Annotated in this window: 25 protein-coding genes, 2 tRNA genes and 1 pseudogene; 15 read left to right on the forward strand and 13 right to left on the reverse strand. The window is 61.7% G+C overall.

All coding sequences use genetic code 11. The annotated features are described in order from the left end of the window. Positions 1-153: 153 nt before the first annotated feature. Entirely contained in the window at positions 154-282 is a 129-nt protein-coding gene (locus RR_RS22935) for a hypothetical protein (protein ID WP_004962446.1), read from the forward strand. Between the two features lie 144 nt (positions 283-426). After that, positions 427-567 (forward strand): hypothetical protein, encoded by a 141-nt coding sequence (locus RR_RS22315; RefSeq protein WP_165896476.1) that lies wholly within the window; start codon positions 427-429, stop codon positions 565-567. A 332-nt stretch (positions 568-899) separates the two neighbouring features. Here the strand turns inward: RR_RS22315 and RR_RS06290 are convergent, their stop codons facing one another. From RR_RS06290 to RR_RS06305, 4 genes are all read right to left on the reverse strand, one after another. Continuing rightward, positions 900-1,298 (reverse strand): hypothetical protein, encoded by a 399-nt coding sequence (locus RR_RS06290; RefSeq protein ID WP_007188021.1) that lies wholly within the window; start codon positions 1,296-1,298, stop codon positions 900-902. Positions 1,299-1,360: 62 nt separating this feature from the next. Then, positions 1,361-2,173, reverse strand: coding sequence for an HD domain-containing protein (locus RR_RS06295; RefSeq protein WP_007188022.1), 813 nt, complete (start codon positions 2,171-2,173; stop codon positions 1,361-1,363). Between the two features lie 47 nt (positions 2,174-2,220). Beyond that, positions 2,221-2,688, reverse strand: a complete 468-nt coding sequence (locus RR_RS06300; protein WP_004962455.1) for a peroxiredoxin — start codon at positions 2,686-2,688, stop codon at positions 2,221-2,223. Positions 2,689-2,747: 59 nt separating this feature from the next. Continuing rightward, entirely contained in the window at positions 2,748-2,993 is a 246-nt protein-coding gene (locus RR_RS06305) for a hypothetical protein (protein WP_004962457.1), read from the reverse strand. 543 nt (positions 2,994-3,536) lie between these two features. On the opposite strand from RR_RS06305, the gene RR_RS06310 reads away from it, so the two are divergent. From RR_RS06310 to RR_RS06320, 3 genes are all read left to right on the forward strand, one after another. Further along, complete coding sequence (locus RR_RS06310; RefSeq protein WP_004962460.1) at positions 3,537-3,776, forward strand: twin-arginine translocase TatA/TatE family subunit; 240 nt, start codon at positions 3,537-3,539, stop codon at positions 3,774-3,776. A gap of 77 nt (positions 3,777-3,853) precedes the next feature. Continuing rightward, positions 3,854-3,927: transfer RNA gene (locus RR_RS06315), tRNA-Arg, on the forward strand. Positions 3,928-4,508: 581 nt separating this feature from the next. Beyond that, positions 4,509-6,140, forward strand: a complete 1,632-nt coding sequence (locus RR_RS06320; protein ID WP_011223069.1) for a GMC family oxidoreductase — start codon at positions 4,509-4,511, stop codon at positions 6,138-6,140. On the opposite strand, the gene RR_RS06325 is transcribed toward RR_RS06320, so the two are convergent. The 3 genes from RR_RS06325 to RR_RS06335 form a co-directional block, all read right to left on the reverse strand. Further along, positions 6,137-6,715 carry a metal-dependent hydrolase gene (locus RR_RS06325; protein ID WP_011223070.1) on the reverse strand — a complete coding sequence of 193 codons (579 nt, stop codon included), beginning with the start codon at positions 6,713-6,715 and terminating at the stop codon, positions 6,137-6,139. The two genes, RR_RS06320 and RR_RS06325, sit on opposite strands and share 4 nt — an antisense overlap. An 84-nt stretch (positions 6,716-6,799) precedes the next feature. Next, a complete protein-coding gene (locus RR_RS06330) occupies positions 6,800-7,252 on the reverse strand; it encodes a hypothetical protein (RefSeq protein ID WP_004962482.1) in 453 nt (150 codons plus the stop codon). A 48-nt stretch (positions 7,253-7,300) separates the two neighbouring features. Continuing rightward, on the reverse strand, positions 7,301-7,999 hold the full coding sequence (locus RR_RS06335) for a chemotaxis protein CheC (RefSeq protein WP_011223071.1): 699 nt from the start codon (positions 7,997-7,999) through the stop codon (positions 7,301-7,303). A gap of 256 nt (positions 8,000-8,255) precedes the next feature. Here RR_RS06335 and hisC point away from each other — a divergent pair, with 256 nt between their 5' ends. The 5 genes and pseudogenes from hisC (at position 8,256) to RR_RS06360 (ending at position 12,445) form a co-directional block, all read left to right on the forward strand. Next, the gene (hisC, locus tag RR_RS06340) at positions 8,256-9,338 is read left to right on the forward strand and encodes a histidinol-phosphate transaminase (protein ID WP_011223072.1); all 1,083 of its coding nucleotides are present in this window, start codon (positions 8,256-8,258) and stop codon (positions 9,336-9,338) included. Further along, positions 9,335-9,841 carry an adenylate kinase family protein gene (locus RR_RS06345; RefSeq protein ID WP_049938776.1) on the forward strand — a complete coding sequence of 169 codons (507 nt, stop codon included), beginning with the start codon at positions 9,335-9,337 and terminating at the stop codon, positions 9,839-9,841. The genes hisC and RR_RS06345 overlap by 4 nt, the downstream gene beginning before the upstream one ends. Then, the gene (locus RR_RS06350; RefSeq protein ID WP_011223074.1) at positions 9,838-10,446 is read left to right on the forward strand and encodes a CDP-alcohol phosphatidyltransferase family protein; all 609 of its coding nucleotides are present in this window, start codon (positions 9,838-9,840) and stop codon (positions 10,444-10,446) included. Before RR_RS06345 ends, RR_RS06350 begins: the two co-directional genes overlap by 4 nt. Before the next feature lie 163 nt (positions 10,447-10,609). Beyond that, a pseudogene (locus tag RR_RS06355) lies at positions 10,610-11,850 on the forward strand (RNA-guided endonuclease InsQ/TnpB family protein). A gap of 67 nt (positions 11,851-11,917) precedes the next feature. Continuing rightward, on the forward strand, positions 11,918-12,445 hold the full coding sequence (locus RR_RS06360; RefSeq protein ID WP_011223076.1) for a multiprotein bridging factor aMBF1: 528 nt from the start codon (positions 11,918-11,920) through the stop codon (positions 12,443-12,445). 1 nt (position 12,446) lies between these two features. On the opposite strand, the gene RR_RS06365 is transcribed toward RR_RS06360, so the two are convergent. After that, a complete protein-coding gene (locus RR_RS06365) occupies positions 12,447-13,052 on the reverse strand; it encodes a response regulator (RefSeq protein WP_011223077.1) in 606 nt (201 codons plus the stop codon). Positions 13,053-13,148: 96 nt separating this feature from the next. Between RR_RS06365 and tpiA the strand changes: the two genes are divergently transcribed. Continuing rightward, on the forward strand, positions 13,149-13,796 hold the full coding sequence (gene tpiA, locus RR_RS06370) for a triose-phosphate isomerase (protein ID WP_005535122.1): 648 nt from the start codon (positions 13,149-13,151) through the stop codon (positions 13,794-13,796). Between the two features lie 27 nt (positions 13,797-13,823). On the opposite strand, the gene RR_RS06375 is transcribed toward tpiA, so the two are convergent. Continuing rightward, on the reverse strand, positions 13,824-15,761 hold the full coding sequence (locus RR_RS06375) for a helicase HerA domain-containing protein (protein WP_007188032.1): 1,938 nt from the start codon (positions 15,759-15,761) through the stop codon (positions 13,824-13,826). A gap of 147 nt (positions 15,762-15,908) precedes the next feature. Between RR_RS06375 and RR_RS06380 the strand changes: the two genes are divergently transcribed. Beyond that, a complete protein-coding gene (locus tag RR_RS06380) occupies positions 15,909-16,256 on the forward strand; it encodes a hypothetical protein (protein WP_007188033.1) in 348 nt (115 codons plus the stop codon). Between the two features lie 6 nt (positions 16,257-16,262). On the opposite strand, the gene dinB is transcribed toward RR_RS06380, so the two are convergent. Beyond that, on the reverse strand, positions 16,263-17,624 hold the full coding sequence (gene dinB, locus RR_RS06385; protein ID WP_011223078.1) for a DNA polymerase IV: 1,362 nt from the start codon (positions 17,622-17,624) through the stop codon (positions 16,263-16,265). Positions 17,625-18,009: 385 nt separating this feature from the next. Here dinB and RR_RS06390 point away from each other — a divergent pair, with 385 nt between their 5' ends. Beyond that, positions 18,010-18,324, forward strand: a complete 315-nt coding sequence (locus RR_RS06390; RefSeq protein ID WP_049938778.1) for a hypothetical protein — start codon at positions 18,010-18,012, stop codon at positions 18,322-18,324. A 194-nt stretch (positions 18,325-18,518) separates the two neighbouring features. Here RR_RS06390 and RR_RS06395 read toward each other — a convergent pair. The 3 genes from RR_RS06395 to RR_RS06405 form a co-directional block, all read right to left on the reverse strand. Next, positions 18,519-18,589: transfer RNA gene (locus RR_RS06395), tRNA-Gly, on the reverse strand. 146 nt (positions 18,590-18,735) lie between these two features. Further along, a complete protein-coding gene (locus RR_RS06400) occupies positions 18,736-19,425 on the reverse strand; it encodes a class I SAM-dependent methyltransferase (RefSeq protein WP_011223080.1) in 690 nt (229 codons plus the stop codon). A 12-nt stretch (positions 19,426-19,437) separates the two neighbouring features. Next, complete coding sequence (locus RR_RS06405; RefSeq protein ID WP_011223081.1) at positions 19,438-20,478, reverse strand: tyrosine--tRNA ligase; 1,041 nt, start codon at positions 20,476-20,478, stop codon at positions 19,438-19,440. 115 nt (positions 20,479-20,593) lie between these two features. On the opposite strand from RR_RS06405, the gene RR_RS06410 reads away from it, so the two are divergent. Both RR_RS06410 and kdgK1 read left to right on the forward strand, forming a co-directional pair. Beyond that, entirely contained in the window at positions 20,594-21,229 is a 636-nt protein-coding gene (locus tag RR_RS06410) for an IS6-like element ISH15 family transposase (RefSeq protein WP_011222305.1), read from the forward strand. 140 nt (positions 21,230-21,369) lie between these two features. Beyond that, entirely contained in the window at positions 21,370-22,329 is a 960-nt protein-coding gene (gene kdgK1 / locus RR_RS06415) for a bifunctional 2-dehydro-3-deoxygluconokinase/2-dehydro-3-deoxygalactonokinase (RefSeq protein ID WP_011223082.1), read from the forward strand. The last annotated feature ends 39 nt before the right edge of the window (positions 22,330-22,368 follow it).

The following is a 22,368-nucleotide window of genomic DNA, read 5'->3' on the forward strand; positions in this document are numbered from 1 at the left end:
AGCCGACAAGAGCGCAGCCCTCGTGTGCACCGAGTCGGTAGGGGTGACTGACGCCGCCCTCACAGTTACCGGTGGCACAATCCGCTGTGTGACACCGCATCCGCTCCCGATACAGTGCTACTAATTAAGTATCGACAGTGATCTTTACAGTCCATGCTCGGGAGTGGGGGCCACTCGATACTGCTCTGGCTGGTGGCGGTCTGGCTGTTCGCAGTTGGACTGTTTCTGGCACTTCTGTACGCGTCCGGCAGGCGGGACCGGCGTGAGCAGGCTCGCGCGTAAGTGAGTGACTGTGCGGGCCGGGCGGTGTGACAACGGCGTCTGACGCTCGGCTGACGGGCACTCAGAATCGGCGTCGAGTCGTGCGGTTTTCACTTTCACCGTGAATTACCCGATTATATGAGTCCCGGTGTCCTGTCTGGCAATATGATGGAGCGATTACGCCGGGTCGTGGGGACTCGACAGCAGTCACATCTGGAGTGTCGACGCTGTGGAACCACCCTCGAAACGGACGGGACGGCCTGTCCGGCCTGTGGCTCCAGTGACATCGCGCGGTACGATTTCTAGTCGTTGTCTCCAGTTAGTCCGTCGTCGCTCCCGCACCCACAGCCCCTGACTGGGCCTGTTGTTCCTGTCCATCAAACTGGGCGACGAGCGAGAAGTCCCCCAGCTCGCTCGACACCGGTCTGTAAATCTGTCACTCCTGAGACGGTCACACTAGTCTAGACTTCAAGGATCGTCTTCGTTTCAACAACTATCGCGACTGCCGCTTCGCACTCTGGGCTCCGTTAATGGCCTGCTGCGACTGGATAACTTTGACACAAAAGCGAACACGAAAATATCACGTCAAGATATCAAATACCAAGACTCGATAATAAATGGAGCAACGATTCCACTGATTACTGTTCGACGTCCATCCAGATATCAGATGTTATTTTCGCGTCCGAGTTGTCCGGATGCGTCATGGTGAGCTGGTCCCCGCCCTCGACTGCGATGAGGTCGACAGTGTTGCTCTCCGTGTGATTCCGTGTCGGGTACGTAAACGGCCGTGACCGCGTTGGAAGGTCGCTGATCGACGGGCACTCCGGCGGCGCAACAACGTCGTCAGCGAACCCATCGGTGTGGATCTTCGACTGTGGCTTGTCCCGACCACGGTTATCAAGCCACGCAAAACATCGCTCCCCAAACGAAATGGTCTCAATGGCTGAGCGCACGCGGTACCTGACCCGGTCCAGCAGCGAGGGCGGCGGCGCGTCGCCGTCGTCCGTCCTCCCCCGGGCACCCCGTGGCTCATCCATGGGTGTGAGACTCATGAACATAGCTAGGGAAGCACGGTACAAAACCGTTGTGTCGGTCCGGTTTAGAGTTCGATTCGCTCGACAATCTGGTTGCCGTCCTCCCGAGTGTTGAGCGCGACGATACGGACGTGTTCTTCCAGGCCAGAGTCCTTGAGTTTGGCTTTCAGAAGGTTATCGACCTGATAGACACCGGCCGCGTTGTTCATCGCGATTTCGACGAGGACGGGATAGTCGTCGCCCAGGCTCAGCGTCACCGTCTCGATAGCCTGGCTGGAAACGGTGTCGATACCGCGACCGCCGCGCTTGTACGGAATGCGCGAACGGCCACGTTCCATGTCCAGCGCGTCGGCGACGCGGACGACGCCGGCTTCCAGCGTCAGTGGGTTTTCCTCGGTGTGATGGCAGAGAATTGCGTGGAGTACTTCACCTTTTATTTGAACCGCCTGACGGATGTCGTAGAACTCATCGAGCAAGTCATCGAGAATGTCAGCGGCCAGTGGAATCGAGTAGTACGGGTGTGAATCGCGGTGGACAACGTGCCCGATATCGTGTAGCGTCGTCGCAAGTGCAATAATAACGGCCTCATCGGCCTCATCGAGTCCGTGGTCGGCTGCGCCGTTGAACTCAACGCCGGCCTGCTTGAGGAGGTCATACAGACACAGCGCTCGGTTTCGAACGATGCCGATGTGTTTCGCGCCGTGGTCGTTGTACCGCTTGCGTGCGACGGGGTTGATGTTCTGAGCTTCGAGATACGCCTGAATCTCTTCGTCAGTCGTGACGGTGTCGAGAACTGCGTTCAGCCGCCCGTCCGGGAACGCGTGATCCGCCTCGGGGTCATAAATACGGCCACCGGTATCAGGTCTATCAACACTCATACTACAACCCAGACGACCCACCGCGAAAAATCCCCCTTCCGGCGCGGTCAGGTGGCGGCGTCAATAACCTCGTCGTAGTCCGGTTCGACGCCAGGGTCGTCGCTGACCCAAGCGTACGTGACTTCTTGATTTTCGTCGATAACGAAGACGGCCCGCTTGGCTACGTTCGGGACGCCGAGCGCCTCAAAGTCCATCGAAATGTCGTAGGAATCGACAATCTCCCGGCCTGAGTCACTGACGAGGTCGAACTCGAGCCCCAGTTCGTCCCGGAACGCGTTCTGTGAGAACGGTGTGTCGATGCTGACACCGTACAGCGTCGCCCCCGCTTCAGTGAGTTCGTCGAGTCGGTCCTGAAACGAGTTCATCTCGTGACTGCAAACGCTGGTGAACGCGCCCGGGAAGAACGCGAGCACAACGGGCCCGTCGTCAAGCGCTTCAGACAGCGTTATCTCGTCAACGTCGCCGTTTGCGATCGGTGCCGTGAAATCAGGTGCAACGTCTCCAACTGAGACCATACTGCCGAGTGGACCCAGGCGAGTAAAACCCTTTCCGACCTGATCGAGTCCGGGCGAGATTAGAACTGTGCGAACTTCGCCGTGACCTCGTCGATCCACTCCGGCAGGTCGCGGTCCGCAAGTGTTCCGTCGGCATCACGGGTCGTGACAACATCGGCGATTTCGCCCTCACGCGTGATATCGAGTCGCCACACCCCCTCAGCCTCGATGTCAACCCGAACAACGTCCTCCCCGACGGGTTTGATCGGTCGAATCGTTACTTCTTCCCCGCTCCTGACTTCCATCGTGTGACTATCGGCCGGCATCTGGTATCTCTGAGCGCCCGATAGCAGTTATATCCCCGGGCGGCGGAGGCATCTCGCTAGGGCTGTTCCCGCTGTGAAGTAGATTAACAAGCGGATAATGAATTGACAGGGCGATGTAGCCAGTGCCGCGGGTGCGAACCCGCAGACGGACAGCCCACGAACGTAGCACATGGCCACGCAAGCCGTGTCACTTGGGTCCCTCAGCTATCAATCTGGTCCCGTGGACATGGTGTGGTCCGTCTGTCGACGTGCCGACCCAGACCAGCGACATGGAACGGTCGGAGACCTGGTGCCTCGCGTTACCCCGTCCGATTCACACCCCGTTGTCGGGCCTCGCCGGCAGTTCCCGGCGAGGCCGTTTCCACAGACTGAGTGGGTCCGCCTCGCCTGTGTCACATATCCTGTCTCTACCCGATGTCAGCGCAGCGTCAGTCCCACTGGCAGTGAGTCACTCAGGAGGCCGTCCTGAGCAAAAAGGTTATAATAGCAACCACGTAACCTTCGGATACAATGTTAGGGACATCCGGAGTACTGTTCCCGGGGATGCCCGGGACGACGGAGATGATGGTCATCCTCCTCATCGCCGTCCTGCTGTTCGGCGCGAACAAGATTCCGAAACTAGCGCGGTCGACTGGCGAAGCCATGGGTGAGTTCCAGAAGGGGCGAGAAGAAGTCGAACAGGAACTCGAAGAAATGCGCGACGGCGGCGCTGCAGAAGGGACCGATGCGTCCACCGTGGACTCGGCCGAGTCGACCGAAACGGCGACGGAAACCGAGACGTAATCTCGACCACTTCTCCGTTTTCAGCGGGCCACAGTGATAACGAAAGGATTTTTCACCGCTCAATCGACCACCCGGTAGGGCGTGTGGCCTAGTGGACCAGGGCGAGGGGTTCCTAACCCCTAGAACGCGGGTTCGAATCCCGCCACGCCCGTGCAGCGACCGCAGGGAGCGAACCGGCATGTCGGGATTCTAATCAGGGAGGTCGTGCGCAGCGAAGCGAGCACGTCCGACCGTGGTTCGAATCCCGCCACGGCCGTTTTCCGGCGAACGACAGTGAGCCGTGAAAACGCACGGAGATTCGAAGCACGGAACGAGGGAGCGAAGCGAGCGAAGTTCAGGAGGTTCGAATCCCGCCACGCCCGCTTCGTGGTTTCTCGCATTCGCTCGAAACACACTCGCGGCCGTGGCGACCTTCGCGAAACCTGCGGTTTCGCTCAGTCCCGCCACGCCCGTTCTGCGAGGATCGGACGCGACGAGCGAACGGGCACGGAGTTCGAACCCTGCAAGTCGCAGCGCCGAGCGAAGCGAGGCGACCGTCTTGCTCCGGTTCGAATCCCGTGAGACCCGTCGAGACGGGTCTCGCGTAGCTCGCAAACGCGTCGTGTTTGCTCAGTCCCGCCACGCCCACTTTTGGAAGCAACAGCGAGCCAACAAGCGAACCGAGCCGTCGCCACCAGACACGGCACCTGAGATGCCAACGTATAAGTTTAGGCTTGCCTAACTCCTGCTGAAATGGACCGGGAGCCGTCCGAGCGGGCGGATGTCTGTGTCGTTGGGGCCGGGCCGGCAGGGGCACTCGTCGCGAGCCAACTCGCCAGCGACGGACAGAACATAGTCGTGTTAGAGGCCGGGCCGCGGTTCGACAGGTCGAACCGAGAGCAGCAGATGGAAGAGGCAATCCGACCCGGCGACCACGGCTCCGTCTGGGAGATGGGCGGCGACCGCGACGCGTTCAGTGCGAGCGGCGAGCGGTACTACCCGCTGAACATCTCACGAGTGAAAGGCGTCGGCGGGTCGACGCTGCACTGGCAGGGGATGGTGATGCGGCTGCACCCCTCGGATTTCGACGGGAGCCACGACACCGACGATCCGGCATGGCCGATCAGCTACGACGACCTGCGGCCGTACTACGCCGACGCTGAGCGGGCGCTGGGTGTCGCCGGCGACGCAGACAACCCCTTTGCACCGCCGCGAGACGGTGCATATCCGCTGCCCGGGTTCCCGCCATCATACAGCGACTCGTTGTTTGCTGAGGCCTGCGAGCGGTTGGGCATCACGATGCACTCCGTGCCAAACGCCCGGAACTCAGAACCGTACGATGGGCGAGGGCCATGCGTCGGCTACGGGACCTGCCAGCCGGTCTGTCCCTCCGGCGCGAAGTATGATGCCAGCGTCCATATCGAGGACGCGGAAGCCAGAGGGGCACGCGTTGTCGACCGCGCGCCGGTCCAGCGTCTTGTTACTGACACCGACGGACGCATCGAGGCGGCCGTCTACGCGACGCCGGACGGGACTGAACACCGACAGACGGCCCGCGAGTTCGTCATCGCGGCAGGTGGCGTCGAGACGCCCCGACTCCTTCTCCTGTCGGCGAGCGAGGACCACCCGGACGGGCTGGCGAACAGTTCTGGACTGGTCGGCCACTATTTCATGGACCATCTGTTCGCCGGGGCAGGCGGGACGCTCGACCGTGAAACGCGCCAGAACCACGTCGGCTTTCTCACGAGCGAGTGCCACCAGTTCTACGACGACCCCGGGCAGGCAGTCGAGCGTGTCGCGGACAGCGAGACGGTCGTTGCGGCGACCGACGAGGCGCTGTCGCCGCTGAAACTGGAGTTCCTGAACTACGCCGGTCCGTCGCCGGTCGAACTCGCGCTCTCTGGCGAGGAGTGGGGCGATACGCTGCTGTCGAGCCTCCGCGAGAGTTACGGCAACAGCATCGCGATGGGCGGACTGGTCGGCCAGCCGCCGCGGAAGGAAAACCGCGTAACGCTGGACACGTCAACGACGGACGACCACGGGAACCCGGTGCCGGACATCAAGTGGTCGTGGGGCGACAGGCTGGAACGGTCGCTCTCGCGGGCGAACGAGATTCAACACGCCGTGCTGTCGGAGCTGGGCGTCGACATCTCGTGGACGGTCGGACCGGCTGACACCGGGCCGGCGTACCACCACATGGGCACGACGCGGATGGGGACCGACCCTGACAAGAGCGTGGTCGATCCGCAACTACGGACACACGACGTGGCGAACCTCTCGATTGCGTCCTCGTCGGTGTTCGTTACCGCCGGGTCGATGAATCCGACGCTGACCATCGCCGCGCTCGCGCTGAAGTGCGCGGACCACGTTTCTGAACGACTCTAGTCTGCAGATTCGGTGAACGCTGCTTTGCTCCGGCGAGTGACCGACCGAAGCCCGGGCGCGCCGTGAGCGAGCCATACGGCGACAGCGAGGCCGAACAGTCCGAACTGAAACAGGACGTACGGGTCGAACGAGAGCGAGGCGAACTGCTCAACGAAGGAGGTGTCGTTGGCGTACGGCGGCGGTGGCTGGAGCGGCCAGACGAGAAAGCGAAGCCACTGAAGCTGTGTCAGGTCACCGCCAAGCACCCCGATTACTGCTGTCGGGCCCATATCAGTCAGCGTGTGTACGAATGCACCGAGCGTGAACGCTGTCGAGAGGTCCGTTCGGCGATATCGGACTGCGAGCCGGTGTAAGACTACGGCAACAAGGAGGAGCGTGAACAGCGAATGGGCAAGTGACCGCCCGGACGGCAAGACGCCGAACGTCCAGGCGAAGGGCTTGTCGATCAGGTCTGGAAACTGCGACCCCACCGCCAACGCGGTCAGCGTGGCCGCTGTCTGGCGACGGGTCGGGTCAAACTGAGTGTACACGACGTAGACGAGGTAGGCGACGGCGAGATGTCCCCACGGCCACATTGTGAACTGATATGCCGGATGGTGACTTGTATCTGCTGATACAGGTATGCGTGAGGAGGAAGCGGCAACCGAGATGTCGGCCGGTCAGTACAGGCCGAGAATCGCGCCGGCGTCAAGCAGGAGGAGGATTGACACAAGAGACGCCCCCAGCAGGAACGGCCGTGCGTTCCGGGCCGGTTCGCGCACCTTCTGCTGGTCGAAGCCGTCGCTGAGCTTCGACGCGCCAACCTCGACGAGCCCAGCCAGAATGAACCACAGGACGATCATCGTGATGACGAGGTGGCCGCGACCAGTTCCCGTCAACGACTCGGCGGTGTAGCGGGTCGCTGCCAGATGCCCACCCGTCAGAAACAGGAGCGTCGCACTCGCCCGGGACACCGTCCGGAGCTTCCCGGTAATCGCTGACAGCGGTCCCGGCGAAGAGTCGCCGTTCATCGCCGTCGGGAGAATAGCATAAGTCATGAACAACACGGTTCCAGCCCACAGCGCGGCGAATATCAGGTGCACCCCGAAGACAGCCGCGTTTACGACACTCATATGCGGCGGTTGGACGCGACCCTATTCAACGTCGTGGGTTCGACACAGCTACTTTGAGGAATCGAAGGCATCGAGCGCGTCCGCGTCACCTGACATATCGAGTTCTTTGACTGCGTCGGTGTCGGCAGAGATGTGCGTTTCCCGGTCGGTGTCGTAGTCCAGTTGGTCGATGAGGTGGACGAATGAGCCGGGATCGGGGATGAGGAAAATGCGGAGCGAAAACGCCACATCGCTCTCCTTGATGTCGACGAGCGAGTCGAGCACGATAGTCAGCGAGTCCCGGCGGACGTGCGAGAGGGCCTTGTCTGCAATCTCGGTCGCGTCGTCCTGTACGACCGTCGGCGTCCCCATGTTGATTGTCGCGTTCAGCGTGTTCGCGATGCCGTCGATGAAGCCCGAGGTGAGGATGTTACACATCTCTTGCAGCGCGGACTCGTGGAGCTGTGTGAACCCATCTTCGACACTGGAGCCGGTCATCAGCTCCGCGATCTCCGCGGCCGTCTCCGTCTCGAATGTCATCAGGAAGACGCCGTACGGCGGCTCTGTCAGCCGAACACGAGCGCTGTAGATGGTCCCGCCGCCCATCTCGGTGGCGATGTCCTCCGGCTGGACAAACGAGAGGCTCTTGATCTCGACGGCGGCGTCGACGCCGGCCAGTGTCGCCAGCGAATCGGCGACCTGCTCGGCCCCGTCCTGAATGAGTCTGGTGATGAGTGTGAGTTTCCGAATATCGATGAGAAGCGGCATTGCACAGTATCAGGACCTATGATGTGTTACCGTTTTCGGTGGCTGCAGGGTCGGCAACCCGACGGTGGGCCACCGTAACCCTCATTACCACTGACTGACAGAGATTTGGTGGGGAGCGTGCTATTCCGTGTCTTACCCGTCATCGACGGGTTTCTCACGGGAAGCCGCCATCGAATTTCTGTGCCATACGCGCTGGGGAGCCACGGCCACGCCCGATGTGAGCACGCTTAAGCCGCCCCGTCCGTTTTGCACAGCCATGGAACCACGGGACCTCTCCGCTCACACTGTCTATCGGGCAGGTCGCGGTATCGAAGAGGTCGCCCGGGAACTCGGTCTCGACCCGGACGACATGGTGAAGCTGGCGTCAAACGAGAATATGTTCGGACCGAGCCCGGACGCCGTCGAGGCGATTCGCGGGTCGGCCGAACGGATGCATTCCTATCCGAAGGCCTCCCACGCCGACCTCGTCGACGAACTGGCGGATATGTGGGACGTAACGCCCGAACAGGTGTGGCTGAGCAACGGCGGCGACGGCGCGCTGGACTGCCTCGCCCGAGCCATGCTCGACCCCGGGCAGGACGTGCTCGTCCCGTCGCCGGGCTTCGCGTACTACGCGATGAGCGCCCGCTATCACCACGGCGAGGTCAACGAGTACACGCTCTCGAAGGCCGACGACTTCGCCCAGACCGCCGACACCGTCCTGAAGGATTACGACGGCGAGCGCATCGTCTATCTCACCAGTCCGCACAACCCGACTGGCGCGGAGTTCACGACCGACGCGGTCCGGACTATCGCCGAGGAAACCGACGAGCAGACCCTCGTCGTTGTCGACGAAGCCTACGGTGAGTTCACCGAAAAGCCGAGCAAACGGCCGTTACTTTCCGACCGCGACGACGTTGCGCTCCTGCGAACGTTCTCGAAGGCGTACGGACTCGCAGGGATTCGACTCGGCTACGCGGTCGTTCCCGAGGACTGGGCCGATGCCTACGCCCGCATCAACACGCCGTTCTCGGCCAGCGAACTCGCCTGCCGCGCCGGGCTGGCGGCGCTCGACGACGACGAGCACGTCGAGCGCTCCGTCGACACCGCCGCGTGGGCCCGGGAGTACCTCTCGGCGGAACTCGACGCACCGACCTGGGACAGCGCGGGGAACTTCATCCTCGCGGAGGTCGGCGACGCGTCGGCCATCGCGGATGCCGCCCAGGAGCGTGGCGTCATCATCCGCGACTGTTCCTCGTTCGGGCTCCCCGAATGCATCCGTATCACCTGCGGAACGCGCGAGGACACGGAACGCGCCGTCTCGGTACTGAACGAGGTTATCGAGGAGGTTAAGGCGTGAGAGTCGCCGTTACCGGCACTCCGGGGACAGGCAAGACCACGGCAGCGGAACACCTCGACACAGACCTCGATGTCCTCCATCTCAATGACATCATCAAGGACGAGGGGTTTTCAACGGGCATCGACGAGGACCGCGGGAGCCTCGTCGCGGACCTCGACAGGCTGTCGGAGTGGCTTGACAGCCGCGACGACGTGCTGTTCGAATCCCACCTCGCGCATCATTTCGCCGCCGACCGGGTGATTGTGCTGCGAGCCCACCCTGAAACCATCGTCGAGCGGCTTCGTGAGCGCGGCGACGACGATTCGAAGGCCTACGAGAACGCGGAATCGGAAGCGCTCGATGTCATCCTCGGCGAGGCCGTCGAGGAGCACGGGATGGAGTCCGTCTACGAAATCGAGACGACGGACCGGGACCCCGACGAGGTGGCACAGGAGATTCAGGCCGTCGTGGCCGGTGAACGCGAGCCGAGTGCAGGGACTGTCTCCTACATCGACTGGCTATGACGCTCGATAAGTTCCGCCCGCTGGCCGACCGCGCGCTTGGCCCGTTCGTCAGCGCCGCCAAGGTGGCCGGCCTCTCACCCAACGGCGTCAGCGTCATCGCGTTTCTGCTGGCCCTTGGAGCGGGCGGAGTGTACGCCGTTGCGGCGCGGGAGCCCCTGCTGTATCTCGGTGGTGCCGTTCTCGTCTTTTTGAATGGCTGGCTGGACCTCGTCGACGGCGCGCTCGCGCGGGAACTGAACGTCGCGTCCTCGGGCGGCGACCTGCTGGACCACGTGCTCGACCGCTACGCCGACATCGGCATCATCGTCGGCCTCGCTGCCGGTGTGAGCCAGTGGGAACTGGGCATCGCCGCCGTCACTGGCGTCCTGATGACCTCCTATCTCGGGACGCAGGCACAGGCGGTCGGCCTCGACCGCGTGTACGGCGGCCTGCTCGGTCGCGCTGACCGGCTTGCACTTGTCGGTGTGGTCACGGGCGTCGCGGCGTTCGTCCCGAACGCACTGGCCGGACTGACGCTGGTCGGCTGGCTGCTGGTCGTGTTCGCCGTCGTCGGCCACGTCACCGCTGCCCAGCGATTCTATCACGCGATGCGGGCGCTCGACTGAACATCGGTTCAGCAATTGACGGACCGGCATCCCGCTGAGAACGACCAGTGCACTATTTATACTGATCAGCGTGGCGAATCCCCCGACACACCATGAACGGGGATGAAGCCGAAACTCCATGTCACAAACCATTAAATAAACATGTCGACAATAAAGGATAGCGATGGAACACAGTTACCGCTACCGTGCCTATCCGACAGAAGGGGTAGCGGACGAACTGGAACATCAGGTAGATATTCATCGCCAACTATACAACCACGTCCGATGGGACTACACGAACAGCCCCGTGGATGCTAAGCCGAGTGAGTTCGACCAGAACAACAAACTCCCTGAGTGGAAGCAAAAATGGCCAGTGTTCGCGGAAACGTATTCGAAAGCCGCGCAAGCTACCGTTGCCCGCTTCCACCGCAACCTCTCGAACCTTCGTAAACAAAAAGAGAACGGGCACACCGTTGGTCGTCTCAAACGGCAAGCACCTACCGATTACCGGAGCGTGACGTACAACCAGTCTGGTTTCGACCTCGATGAAAAGAGGGGCCAAGACGGGTTTGCGTACGTTCGCTTCAGCAAAGTCGGATGGGTCAAAATACGGTACTCCCGTCCAATCCCTGCTGATTCCTCAATAAAGGAAGCCACGTTCAAGAAAGAGACTACCGGTGAGTGGTTCGTTTCCTTTGGGTTGGAAATCGACGACGCTAACTTGCCCGAGAAGCCCGATGTGGACTCACTCAACCCGAGCAACAGCGTGGGTATTGACCTCGGCATCTTGAACTACATCCATACCAGCGACGGGAAGACCGTGGATTGGCTCAACCTCGAAGGCGAATACGAACGACTCCGACGTGCGCACCGCAAACTCTCGCGGAAAGAACAGGGGTCGAACAACTACGAGAATCAGCGAGTCGAAGTGGCGAAGGCCAAACGCGACATCCACCGGAAAGTACTGGACTACCAGCACAAAATAACGACGTGGCTCGTCAAGGAGTACGATGCCGTGTTTGTGGAGGACTTGAACGTTCAGAGTATGCTTCGAGCGGATGGAAACGGTCGGAACAAGCAGGATGCGGCGTGGCGACAGTGTATCACTTTGCTTGAATACAAGGGCGATGTGTACGGTACGCACGTTGTGCAGGTCGAAGCGGCAGGGACGACAAAAGAATGTGCGGTGTGTGGTGTGGAGTCATCGAAGTCCATCTGGGTCCGGGAACACTCCTGTCCATCATGTGGGTTTGAGACAGATAGGGATGCGAATGCAGCGATGAACGTCTTGCAAAGGGGTTTTCTGAACTAGGGCTGGGATGGCCCGAATCAACGCCTGTGGAGACTGTAACCGCTACGGACACCGCTGATCTTCAGCGAATGTCTGCAAGTCACGTCATCGAAACAGGAAGCCTGTCTACGTGAGAACAGGATTCCCCGCGCCAGCGTGCGCAGGGCAACATTCAAACCGCGCCCCGTCCAAGCCGTCGGTATGGTTCAGTGCGAGATGTGCGGGACGGAGGTTTCGTCTCCGAACCGCGTCAAAATCGAGGGAGCCGAACTCGACGTCTGTGACGAGTGTACCGACTTCGGCACGGAGGTCAAAACGGAGGAGACGTCGTCTACGTCGACGAAGTACTCGACGTCGTCCTCCTCGTCATCGTCGTCGAGTTCGTCCTCCTCGTCGAGTTCCACGGGTGGCGGGTCCAGTGGCCGCCGTCGGGATATGTTCGACGAGATGGACGAGGTCGCACAGGATTACGACGACCGGATCCGCAAGGGCCGTGAGTCCCAGGGCCTCAGTCAGGAGGAACTCGCAAAGCAACTCAACGAAAAGGCAAGCCTGATCCGGAAGCTCGAACAGGGTAACTCACTGCCCAGCGACGACGTCCAGAAGAAACTCGAAAGCGCACTCGAAATCTCCCTGAGCGCCGGCGGGAGCGCCGACGAGACGGAGTGGTCCGGCGGGAGCAGCGACGGCGAGTACACGCTCGGCGATGTCGTGAAGCGAAAGGATTAGTTTACAGCTGGAGGTCGCCTTCCTCGACGTCGAGTTCGTCGGCGAGTGACTCAACGTTCGACGAGATAGTTTCAATCTCGTCTTGGAGTTTCTGATACCGTTCGCTGTCCTGCAGTTCCCGGTCGGTTTTCTCGACGCGGAGGACGTTGCGCTTGAGCTTTTTTGATGTGAGTGTCCGGAGTCGGTCGTTGTACTCCCGAATACTGTACAGCCGGTCGACGACCTCCTGTAGCTCGTCACGGGTGACAGGTTTGACGAGGTAGTCGTCGACGCGCATCTCGATGATGTCGAAGTCGGGGTCGATGGCGGTAACCATCGCGACGCGGCACCGGAGCCCCTGCTCTTCAATCTGTGCGAGCACTTCGTTGCCGGAGACGACCGGCATCCGGCGGTCGAGTAACACCACGTCGATATCGGTCGACAGCAGTTCTAAGCCCTCTTCGCCGCTGTAAGCCGTCTGTACGTGGTACTGGTCGGCCAGATAATCGGTGTACAGGTCGGCCAGATGTTGTTCGTCCTCGACTATCAGAACGGTCGGTGTGTCGTCATCCCCTGCTGTCACGGCTTGTCTCATTTCTTGTCTCGGCTGAATCGTAATAACTGTCATCCCCGAGCGGTGGACCGAGAAAACGAAGTCGCAGTGGTAGGGACGCCAAGCGGTGGCTTCGCAACCTATTTCCCCACAGCAACCGGTTCGTTTCGTATGTTCGTCCTTGTCAATCTGAAGGCGTACCCGTGTGACCCAGTCGAGGTAGCAACCGCTGCTGCTGACGTCAGCGACGATTCCGGCGTTCGCGTTGCCGTCGCGCCACAGGCTGCCCAGATCAGCGCTGTGGCGGAGACCGGCGTCGAAACGTGGGCTCAGCACGTCAGCGCCGTCGAGCACGGCAGCCACACCGGCAGCACCCTCGCCGAGGCCGCTGCAGACGCCGGTGCCGTCGGGACGCTGCTGAACCACTCCGAAAACCGGCTCAAGCTCGCGGACATCGATGGGGCACTCGACGCCGCCGACCGCGCGGACCTCGAAACGATCGTCTGTGCGAACAACCCCGCACAGATCGGCGCGGCCGCCGCGCTCGACCCCGACGGTGTGGCCGTCGAGCCACCGGAACTCATCGGGACTGGCACGCCCGTCAGCAAGGCAGACCCAGATATCGTGACCGGCGCAGTCGATGCTGCCGCTCGCGTTAACGGTGACGTGGACGTGCTCTGTGGGGCCGGCATCTCGACCGGCGAAGACCTCGTCTCGGCGAGCGACCTCGGCGCGAGCGGCGTCCTACTGGCAAGCGGCGTTGCGAAGGCTGACGACCCGCGCGCCGCACTCGAAGACCTCGTCGAACCGCTGCTGTAAAATCGACGGCGTCGCAGTACTACCTTTTCAGTCGCTGTCCCCGTCCAGAAACACCGATTCGAGTCGAGAGACAACTGACTCGACCTCGTTGTCGTCGAGCCGGCGGTCGCTCTCCTCCTGAACCAGCGCCGCCAGCCGCGTGTCGTACTGTCCGCGGCCAACGTGTTCGACCAGCCCGCGGAGCCGGAGTTCTCTGTTTCGCGCATAGGCCGCCGTCCGGTCGCCGGAGCCGCCGGCCGAGAAATGTGCGTTCAGCGGCGTCCCGGGGCCCTGCTCGCGGTAGTACGCGAGCATCCGGCAGGTCTTTCGGTCCAACTCCTCGATATCGGCTTGCAGATCGCCGTAGACAGCGGGGCCGTCAAAGTCGGCTGGCGTCTCGCTGTCAGCGGACCCCGTTGCCTCGTCCGACTGCTCAGCTTCAACGGCCTCGGCGATGGCCGCCCTCAGAGCTTCGTCATCAGCCTCAGCAGTTTCTGTCTCAGTCTGGCCGTTGACTGGCGCGGCCACCGCACCGTTGTTTGCGACGGCCCCGTTCGCCACTACGTCGGTGTTCGCAGCGTGACCGTTCGATGTCGGTTCAGCGTCCACACTGCTGGAGTCTGACGCCGATTCAGCGTCCGTGCTGCTAGCATCCGACTCCTGTCCGGCGTCCGCACTGCTCTCATTCGCGTCTGCGCCGCCACTGGCGCTGCCGCCGTTCATCGCGGCCCCGTCCTCGGCAAAGGCACTGAACGCATCGCCAAATCCGCCGCCAGACGTGGCGTCAGCGGTCTCGTCTGGTTCCGGGGGCTGCTCATGGGGACCGTCGGCGTCCGCCTCACTGACGGCGTCTGTGTCGCCGTCCGACGCTTGCTGGTCGGCGAACCGTTCGCGCTGGCGGCGCATCTTCTCCTGTTCTGTCCGGCCGGGGTTGTAGTCCTCGGCCTGATCCAGCATTGCTTCGGTGAACTGCTCGGCCATCCGCGAGAGGTCCCGGGCGTCCTGCAGTTCTGCCTCCAGTTCGGCGATGCGGGAATTCTTTTTGTCCAGTTCCTCACGGAGTTCCTTGATGCGGTTCTCCGTCTCCTGCTGGTCCTCGCTGATGGTCTCCAGTTCGGAGACGAGGTCGTCGCTGACGGACTTGAGTTCAGGGCGCTCGAAGTCGTCAAGACCCGGCGTCGCACCGGCATCGAACGTCTGCTTGCGGTGGAACTGGACCCGGCTGACCTGCTCGGCCCAGTCGTTCATCATGAACGCCTCGCCGTCGTCTAAGTCCTCGACGGCGTCAGCGTACTTGTTATCAAGAATGCGCCCGACGACTTTCGTGTCGTTGTTCCAGGTCAGGCGATGCCAGACAAGCCAGTCGCACTGTGTGATGTAGTCCTTCTTTACGTCGGCCGGGCGCTGGCTGATGCCGACGATGCCAAGCCCGTGTTTCCGGCCGCGTTTCCCGATTTTGATGAGCATCTTCCCGACCTCGCCCATCGACCCCTTCTCCGGCATCCACTCGTGGCACTCCTCGACGAGCATCAGGAAGGGCTGTTTCTGTTTTTTTGCCTTCGCGAACAGTTGCTTGGCGACTTCTGTCAGTAGCGTCTCTGCTTCCTCCTCGTCAAGGAACGACGAGATGTCGAGGATGATGGGGACGTTCTGTTCAAGCGCCAGCGAAGCGATCTTGCCGGCGTGGTCGTCCGTGACCTGAATGTCACACTCCTCGTCGCCGCCGACGTGGAGTATCTCGTACTCCTCTTTCAGACCGTAGTACTCGCCGTCGATATCGACGATAAGCAGTCCGAACCCGTTGTCAAGCAGTTTCTCGGCGATGACACTCGCCGTGTTCGACTTTCCGGACCCGCTCTTGCCGGTGATGAACCCCCGGCCGGTCAGCAGCTCCACCACCGGGAGATTGACAGTCTCACCCGGCTCCCCGGTCCCACCCGGCCCCGCGCTCGTCGTCGCGACAGTTATCTGTTCGGTCTCTGCCATGCGTTTCTGTCAGAACGGAGACGCGCAGGCCCCATAACTCTCCGTCAGACGACCGTCAACTGTGGTACACGTTCACGGCGGAGTCCGGGGAGGGGTAACGGCTATTGCGATGGGACACCTTAGCATAGCCGTTCGGTAAGGCTGTCCATGGACAGATACGAGACGTTCGTCGAGGACGGAACCGTGTACGTCGGGAGTGACGACGGTCCCCTGAAAGTGGCCCCGCTCGACGATATCGTCGCGGCCGCAGGTGGCCCGGCGTGGACGATTTCCTACACCGAGGCGGAGAAAGAACGCTACGCTGGGATGGACACCAGCGACGAGGGGCTGGTGGTCGACGTGGTCGATATGCTGCACGCAATGACCCACAGCCAGCGGTTCGTCGACACGCTGGCCGCACATCCGACGGATGTCCCAGCTGATGACACTATTTCGCCGCGAGCCGGCCTGTTCGTCGGGAAGCTGCTGGAAAATCTGGAACACGGTGTCGCCTGAGAACGTCTAGAACTCTGCGAGCGTGGTCTGACCGGGCGGGAGCGAGATATGCGTCTCACTGGCGTCTGTTCCCTCGCCCGCCGTGTCTTCGACAGCCTCGGTATCCCCGTCGTTCGCAACGAACGTCCCGAGTCCGACCTGCCCGTCGTCATCCAACTCGTCGGCTGCCGCTGGGGTACTGCTGGTGCGGGAACTACCGGACGCCTCCTCGGAACCATTGTCACCGCCAAACCCGTCCAGATTGGCCTGTTCGCCGGCAGAGAAGTCCAGGTTCGAAACACGGACACCGACCTTCCGAACGGGATCGTCGGCGAACTCGCCGAGCAAGTCCAGCGCGATGCGTCTGACCAGTTCAGGCTCCTCGACTGGACCGGGGAGCGACCGGGCCCGCGTATTCACATCGAACGGCGGCGTCACGACCTTGATGCCGATGGTCTGATACCGCGCGCCTTTTCGCTCGGCGCGGTCAGCGACGGCATCGGCGAGGGTGCGGACCTGTCGACACTTGGCTTCTATATCGGTCGTCGCGTCAGTGAACGCGGACTCCCGTGAGAGACTCTTGGGGTCGCCTTTCGGCGTCACCGAGCGCTCGTCCTCACCGCGGGCGTAGCGGCGTATTTCACGACCGCGCTCGCCGAAGCGTTCGGCCAGCAGTTCCGGGTCAGCGGCCGCGAGGTCCCCCGCGGTTTCGATATCGAGTGCGGCGAGTTCTCTGGCGGTGACCGGGCCGACGCCGTGCACGTCCTCGACAGGGAGGTCATCGAAGAACTCTCGGACGGCCCCCGGTTCGACGACGACCAGGCCGTCCGGCTTGTCGCGGTCGCTGGCCACCTTCGCGGCGCTCATCGTCGGGGCAACGCCGACACTCGCGACCACGCCCACCGCTGACTCGATTGTGTCTTTCAGGTCCTGCGCCCACGACATGACCGTCTCCCATGAGACCCGCTCGGTCACATCCAGATACGCCTCGTCGATACTCACCTCGCGGACGACATCCGCTTCTGTATGGAGGATTTCCCGGACATCCGCAGCAACGGACTCGTAGAAATCCATGTCGACTGGGCGATAGAAGCCGGCGTCTTCGACAGTGAGGTCCGGGTCCGCAACAGCCTTGACCTTCCGTGGAAGGCGTTCCAGTGCTTCGGAGATGGCCATCGCTGATTCGACACCGTACGCTCGGGCCTCGTAGCTCGCTGTCGCAACAGCCCCGTGGGTCGCGCCGTTCTCGTAGCCCATCCCCACGACGAGTGGCTCATTTCTGAGTGCGGGCTCCCGCCGCTGTTCACAGGCGGCGTAGAAACAGTCCATATCGACGTGCGCGACTATCTGCTCGGGGCCGCTGGTCCCGGGGAGCCGCGCAGCGTCCATACCCGACGCTACGCGTACTGGCAGAAAACCCCACCGGCCCTCGCCGAGCCAATCAGGTCAAGTCGTAGTCTGGTGTATCGAATCCTCCTCGAAAAACGGGCGCAGGGAAAGTGGTGGGGTGGGGGTGGGGTGCCAGATGCTCTGTACGCCGTTGGTTGCAAAGCGATACGTGGCCGGTGGAGTGGCCATTGCTCCACCGGCGAGTTGTCGTCCGCCGATGCCAATCCCGGATGGTACGACGGTCGTTCCCGCCGGGAGCGTAGGAAGCTCCATGTTAACAAAAGTCATGATAGCACTTCAATGTTGGCTGAAGTTATATCTAGCTCACACTTTGAGCGCGCTCCGCTCGAAACGCTTTCAGTCCTCTCCCCACGACTGCGACGTAATGACCGAACTGACGGACTCGCTGCCGGATAGACCGCTCTCGACGAGCGAGATTTCGGCCCTCGAAGCCCAGCACGACGACTACGGGTTTGCGCCGGTCGGGTTCTTCCCTGACCTCGATGTAGTGGCCGCGTTCGTCGTCATTATCAACGGGGACCATGGCTACAGCCTCGGCTACGACCGCGATGGCGACGGCTGGGTTGTCGTCGAGTCCTTTGAGGACGGCGAGGACTTTGCCGGCGTCACCGACCGCCTGCAAGAGTGGATGGGCGACGACTGGGAGGAGTTCGAGCAGGCTGCCGTCGAACCGGAGTGAGGGTGTCGGCAGTTGCGGAGTCGACCAGAGAACGAACGCGGCGAAATTCAAACGCCTCGGCTGGTCGTCACTGTCTGTGGCACAGTACGGCGACCGGGATTTGAACTCGACTGCAAATCCTCGCTATCGCTCGGCTTTCCGTAGTTCAAATCACTCTGTACAGCATCCGCTCGTCACGTCCGTTCCTCGCAGGATGCGGCGACCGGGATTTGAACCCGGGCCATGAGCTTGGAAGGCTCAGGTCCTACCACTAGACCACCGCCGCTCATCGCTTCGCGTCTTCGTTCACGCGCGGCGTCGTTCGCAAATCCGTCGGATTTGCTCACCACCGCCGCTCACTCGTGCAGACACAGACTCGGCGGACTGTGTTTCGCCCGAGTGCGAACGTATACCCTCATAGATGGAAGGCAATTAAGTGCGTTTCCCTTCTGGCTCGACAACCCCGTAACAGTTGCCGCTTGACAGCTCCATCGAGACGAGCCGGAGGTCGCTGTCGGCGACATCGCGCTCGAATTCGGCCGGCGCGTAGATGTGATAGAACCGCGGGACCGTCTCGCCGCCGGGGAGCGTCCAGTCGACGGTCGTGTCAAAGCCCTCGTCCGCGTCGGGGTCGGCGTCGAAGTGGTCGTGGGCCGTGCTCCACGCACTGACGAGCGCCCGAGCGCCCGGCGCGAGGACGCGGGCCAGTTCGTCCAGACTGGCGCGACGGGCGGTCTGTGACGGGAGGTGATGCAGCGTCGCGACGTACACCGCGAGGTCGACGGCCCCGGCAGCGAGCGGAAGGCGGGTCGCGTCGCCCTGCAGTAGCGCAACGCTGTCGCCGACGCGGTCGGTCGCCGCCCGCAGGAGCGCGCGGCTGGCGTCAAGGCCGACGACGCGGTCAGCGACCCCCGCGAGCAGTTCCGCGTGGCGGCCGTTGCCACAGCCGGCATCGAGCGCCGTCCCGACACTGCCGGACTCGTCGACGAACGATTCGACCTCCGGCCAGGCATACTCGCGGGTCTTCGAGAAGTGGTCACCGATGTCCTCGTAGGTCCGGCGGACGGCGGCCCGCGAGCGCGCCGGGTCGTCACTGTCGCCGCTCGAATCGGAGGGTGACATCGGTCGACCGCGTCACTCCGCGCCGTACTTTTCGGGGTAGGCCTCGGCGAGTAGCTCGTCTTTGTCGGCCAGTCGCTCCCGAACCGGGTCGATAACGTCCGAGATCGCGCTGGCGGCCGACGGCTTCAGGTCGGCGGGGTGGAGTTCGCCGCTGACGAAGTCCGATTCGACCTCGTCGTAGCTCTCGTAGGTCAGGTCGCCGCCGTACTCCTCCGGGCGCTCGACGACGAACGAATCGCCGCGAACGTCCAGCACCGGAAAGACGAGGTGCTGGAGGTACTCCAGCACGCCGTTCTCCTCGACCTCGCCGGCCGGGCAGTACGCCTGGTTGATTTTCTCGTCGACCTCATCGGGGCTGTCGGTGAGGTTGACCTTCGACGCTTCGTCCGAGGCGCTCATCTTGCCGCCGGACAGGCCCGACAGCAGCGGCGCGAACAGACAGATCGGCGACTCGCCGCCGTGATCCGGGAGGATTTCGCGCGAGAGCATGTAGATGCCGCGCTGGTCGACGCCGCCGTAGGCGATGTCGGCGTCCAGCGCCTTCACGTCAAGCGTCTGCATCAGCGGGTAGATGAGTCCGCCGAGGTTCGGGCTCTCAGATTCGCGGACGACCTCGCTGGCCGCGCGCTGCGTACGAGAGATGGTCGTCTCAGCGGCCATCCGGTACATCTCCAGCGTGTACTCTTCGTCGAGCTGGAAGTCGGTCCCGCGGACGAAGGTCACGTCCTCGGGGTCCGCGCCGGCCGCTTCAATCATGCCCTCGATGGCCGTCTCGTAGTAGGCCGAACGGGCATCCAGCAGATCGAAAGGCGATTTGTTGTCGTCGAGGTGAGCATGCAGGTCCGCGATGAGAACCGTCACGTCGACGCCGGCCCGCAGGAAGTCAGCGAGCTTTCGCATCGTCGTGAAGTGGCCGATGTGCATCTCGCCGGTCGGCGCGTAGCCGATGTACGCCGACGGGTCGCTCTCCTCGAACAGCGTCCGCAGTTCGTCCTCGGTGACGACCTCTGTGGTGTGTCGCGTCACCAGATCGAGTCGCTCGGCGGTATCCATACGGATGTGTGACCGGTCCGGCGATTAAAACGTTCCTGTCCGGTGTGACGGGCTGTCGAGGTCGTAGTGTTCAGATAAGGATTGAAGAGTGAGGCACGGCGATTTTGAAGTGTCTATGCCCAAAAACGCCGGCCTCGGCGGTAGTATCGACCAAATCGACTTAGATTTTGTGGAGCGAGAAGCGACACCGCGACTGCTGATGAAGCTGAGTATTCAGCTGCATTTGGCTGGACTATCACTTTCGAATACTGTCTCGGTTCTTGAAATATTCGGTGTCCAACGCGCTCGATCAACTGTCTATAATTGGGTTCACAAAGCAGATTTACAGCCCAAAGATGGACAGTCACCGGATCACGTTGCGGTTGACGAAACTGTGATCCAACTCAACGGTGAGAGATATTGGCTGTACGCCGCTGTCGATCCACAAACGAACAAATTGCTTCATACGAAGCTTAGACCAACTACAACAAAGGTTCTCGCCCATGCATTTCTCACCGAACTCTCTGAGAAACACGACGTCGACGACGCCGTGTTTCTCGTCGATGGCTCCAGATCGTTACAAGCTGTGTGTCAACGACATGGCTTCGATTTCAGATACGAAAAACATGGAAATCGGAATGCTGTTGAACGTGTCTTCAGAGAAATAAAACGACGAACTGTCTGTTTCTCAAACTGTTTCAGCAACGCCGAAGCGGAAACAGCCGATGATTGGATCAGATCGTTCAGCTTCGCATGGAATCAGCTTATCTGAACACGATGAAACTAATGCTGGCGGTACTCACCAATTAAAACTACGAAGTAACTGTCTATAATATAGTAAGAGGTGATTACCACCGCCGTCAGACGACTGGTTCTCCGGGATTTATACTAAGCCAGTGAGCAACGGTGGATATGACGGAGTTAGTTACGTTCGGTGAGACGATGTTGCGGTTATCGCCACCTGGCGACGAGCGACTGGAGACTGCAGACCAGTACGCCGTCAGGGCGGCTGGCGCGGAGTCGAACGTCGCAGTTGCTGCGCAACGGCTTGGAGTCGACGCGATGTGGGCGTCGAAACTCCCCGATTCACCGGTCGGTCGCCGAGTCACGGGTGAACTCAAGCACCACGGCGTGTCGGTCGATGTTGCCTGGGACGACTCCGACAGCGCCCGACAGGGAACATACTATCTAGAACAGGGCAGCCCACCACGGGGCAACGACGTTATTTACGATCGCCAAAACGCCAGTGTCACAACCGCCACACCAGCTGAGCTTCCCACGGAGGCCATCGCAGACGCCGCGGGGTTCCATACCTCGGGGATCACACCGGCGCTCTCGGAGACGCTCGAATCGACCACTGCTGACCTCCTTTCGCTCGCACAAGACGCGGGCACGACGACGAGCTTCGACCTGAACTACCGCTCGAAGCTCTGGACGCCGGCGGAAGCCCGTTCAGTTCTGACAGAGCTATTCCCGTCTGTCGACCTGCTCGTTGTTGCCGAACGCGATGCGAACGTCGTGTTGGACCGGACCGGCGACGCCGAAACGATCGCTCGGGACCTCGCCGCCGAGTACGGGTTCGAAGCGACAGTGATCACCCGTGGTAGCGATGGGGCGCTCGCGCTTGCTGATGGGACTGTAACGGAGCAACCGACGTTCGAGTCGACCGATGCGCACCCGGTTGGGACCGGCGACTCCTTTGTCGGTGGTTTCCTCTCGCAGTACCTCTCCGGTGGCACCGTTGCAGACGGGCTTGCTTGGGGTGCCGCGACGGCCGCACTCAAACGGACGATACCAGGCGATATTGCTGTCGTATCGCCAGACGAAATCCGTTCTATTCTCAGCGGTGATACGGAAGCGATTTCGCGGTAGCTACGGCGTCCAGCAAGCTTCTTATCCCTTCGCGGGGAA

Source organism: Haloarcula marismortui ATCC 43049 (assembly GCF_000011085.1).
Lineage (GTDB): Archaea > Halobacteriota > Halobacteria > Halobacteriales > Haloarculaceae > Haloarcula > Haloarcula marismortui.

What these genes read in the sequence shown, in the direction of transcription:
- RR_RS06295 (WP_007188022.1), bottom strand. Translation starts at nt 2,173, where the DNA reads ATGAGTGTTGATAGACCTGATACCGGTGGCCGTATTTATGACCCCGAG.
- RR_RS06390 (WP_049938778.1), top strand. Translation starts at nt 18,010, where the DNA reads ATGACCGAACTGACGGACTCGCTGCCGGATAGACCGCTCTCGACGAGC.
- RR_RS06350 (WP_011223074.1), top strand. Translation starts at nt 9,838, where the DNA reads ATGACGCTCGATAAGTTCCGCCCGCTGGCCGACCGCGCGCTTGGCCCG.
- RR_RS06400 (WP_011223080.1), bottom strand. Translation starts at nt 19,425, where the DNA reads ATGTCACCCTCCGATTCGAGCGGCGACAGTGACGACCCGGCGCGCTCG.
- RR_RS06305 (WP_004962457.1), bottom strand. Translation starts at nt 2,993, where the DNA reads ATGCCGGCCGATAGTCACACGATGGAAGTCAGGAGCGGGGAAGAAGTA.
- RR_RS06290 (WP_007188021.1), bottom strand. Translation starts at nt 1,298, where the DNA reads ATGGATGAGCCACGGGGTGCCCGGGGGAGGACGGACGACGGCGACGCG.
- RR_RS06380 (WP_007188033.1), top strand. Translation starts at nt 15,909, where the DNA reads ATGGACAGATACGAGACGTTCGTCGAGGACGGAACCGTGTACGTCGGG.
- RR_RS06375 (WP_007188032.1), bottom strand. Translation starts at nt 15,761, where the DNA reads ATGGCAGAGACCGAACAGATAACTGTCGCGACGACGAGCGCGGGGCCG.
- RR_RS06405 (WP_011223081.1), bottom strand. Translation starts at nt 20,478, where the DNA reads ATGGATACCGCCGAGCGACTCGATCTGGTGACGCGACACACCACAGAG.
- RR_RS06330 (WP_004962482.1), bottom strand. Translation starts at nt 7,252, where the DNA reads ATGAGTGTCGTAAACGCGGCTGTCTTCGGGGTGCACCTGATATTCGCC.
- kdgK1 (WP_011223082.1), top strand. Translation starts at nt 21,370, where the DNA reads ATGACGGAGTTAGTTACGTTCGGTGAGACGATGTTGCGGTTATCGCCA.
- RR_RS06320 (WP_011223069.1), top strand. Translation starts at nt 4,509, where the DNA reads ATGGACCGGGAGCCGTCCGAGCGGGCGGATGTCTGTGTCGTTGGGGCC.
- RR_RS06335 (WP_011223071.1), bottom strand. Translation starts at nt 7,999, where the DNA reads ATGCCGCTTCTCATCGATATTCGGAAACTCACACTCATCACCAGACTC.
- RR_RS06310 (WP_004962460.1), top strand. Translation starts at nt 3,537, where the DNA reads ATGCCCGGGACGACGGAGATGATGGTCATCCTCCTCATCGCCGTCCTG.
- RR_RS22935 (WP_004962446.1), top strand. Translation starts at nt 154, where the DNA reads ATGCTCGGGAGTGGGGGCCACTCGATACTGCTCTGGCTGGTGGCGGTC.
- tpiA (WP_005535122.1), top strand. Translation starts at nt 13,149, where the DNA reads ATGTTCGTCCTTGTCAATCTGAAGGCGTACCCGTGTGACCCAGTCGAG.
- RR_RS06360 (WP_011223076.1), top strand. Translation starts at nt 11,918, where the DNA reads ATGGTTCAGTGCGAGATGTGCGGGACGGAGGTTTCGTCTCCGAACCGC.
- hisC (WP_011223072.1), top strand. Translation starts at nt 8,256, where the DNA reads ATGGAACCACGGGACCTCTCCGCTCACACTGTCTATCGGGCAGGTCGC.
- RR_RS06325 (WP_011223070.1), bottom strand. Translation starts at nt 6,715, where the DNA reads ATGTGGCCGTGGGGACATCTCGCCGTCGCCTACCTCGTCTACGTCGTG.
- RR_RS22315 (WP_165896476.1), top strand. Translation starts at nt 427, where the DNA reads ATGATGGAGCGATTACGCCGGGTCGTGGGGACTCGACAGCAGTCACAT.
- dinB (WP_011223078.1), bottom strand. Translation starts at nt 17,624, where the DNA reads ATGGACGCTGCGCGGCTCCCCGGGACCAGCGGCCCCGAGCAGATAGTC.
- RR_RS06300 (WP_004962455.1), bottom strand. Translation starts at nt 2,688, where the DNA reads ATGGTCTCAGTTGGAGACGTTGCACCTGATTTCACGGCACCGATCGCA.
- RR_RS06410 (WP_011222305.1), top strand. Translation starts at nt 20,594, where the DNA reads ATGCCCAAAAACGCCGGCCTCGGCGGTAGTATCGACCAAATCGACTTA.
- RR_RS06365 (WP_011223077.1), bottom strand. Translation starts at nt 13,052, where the DNA reads ATGACAGTTATTACGATTCAGCCGAGACAAGAAATGAGACAAGCCGTG.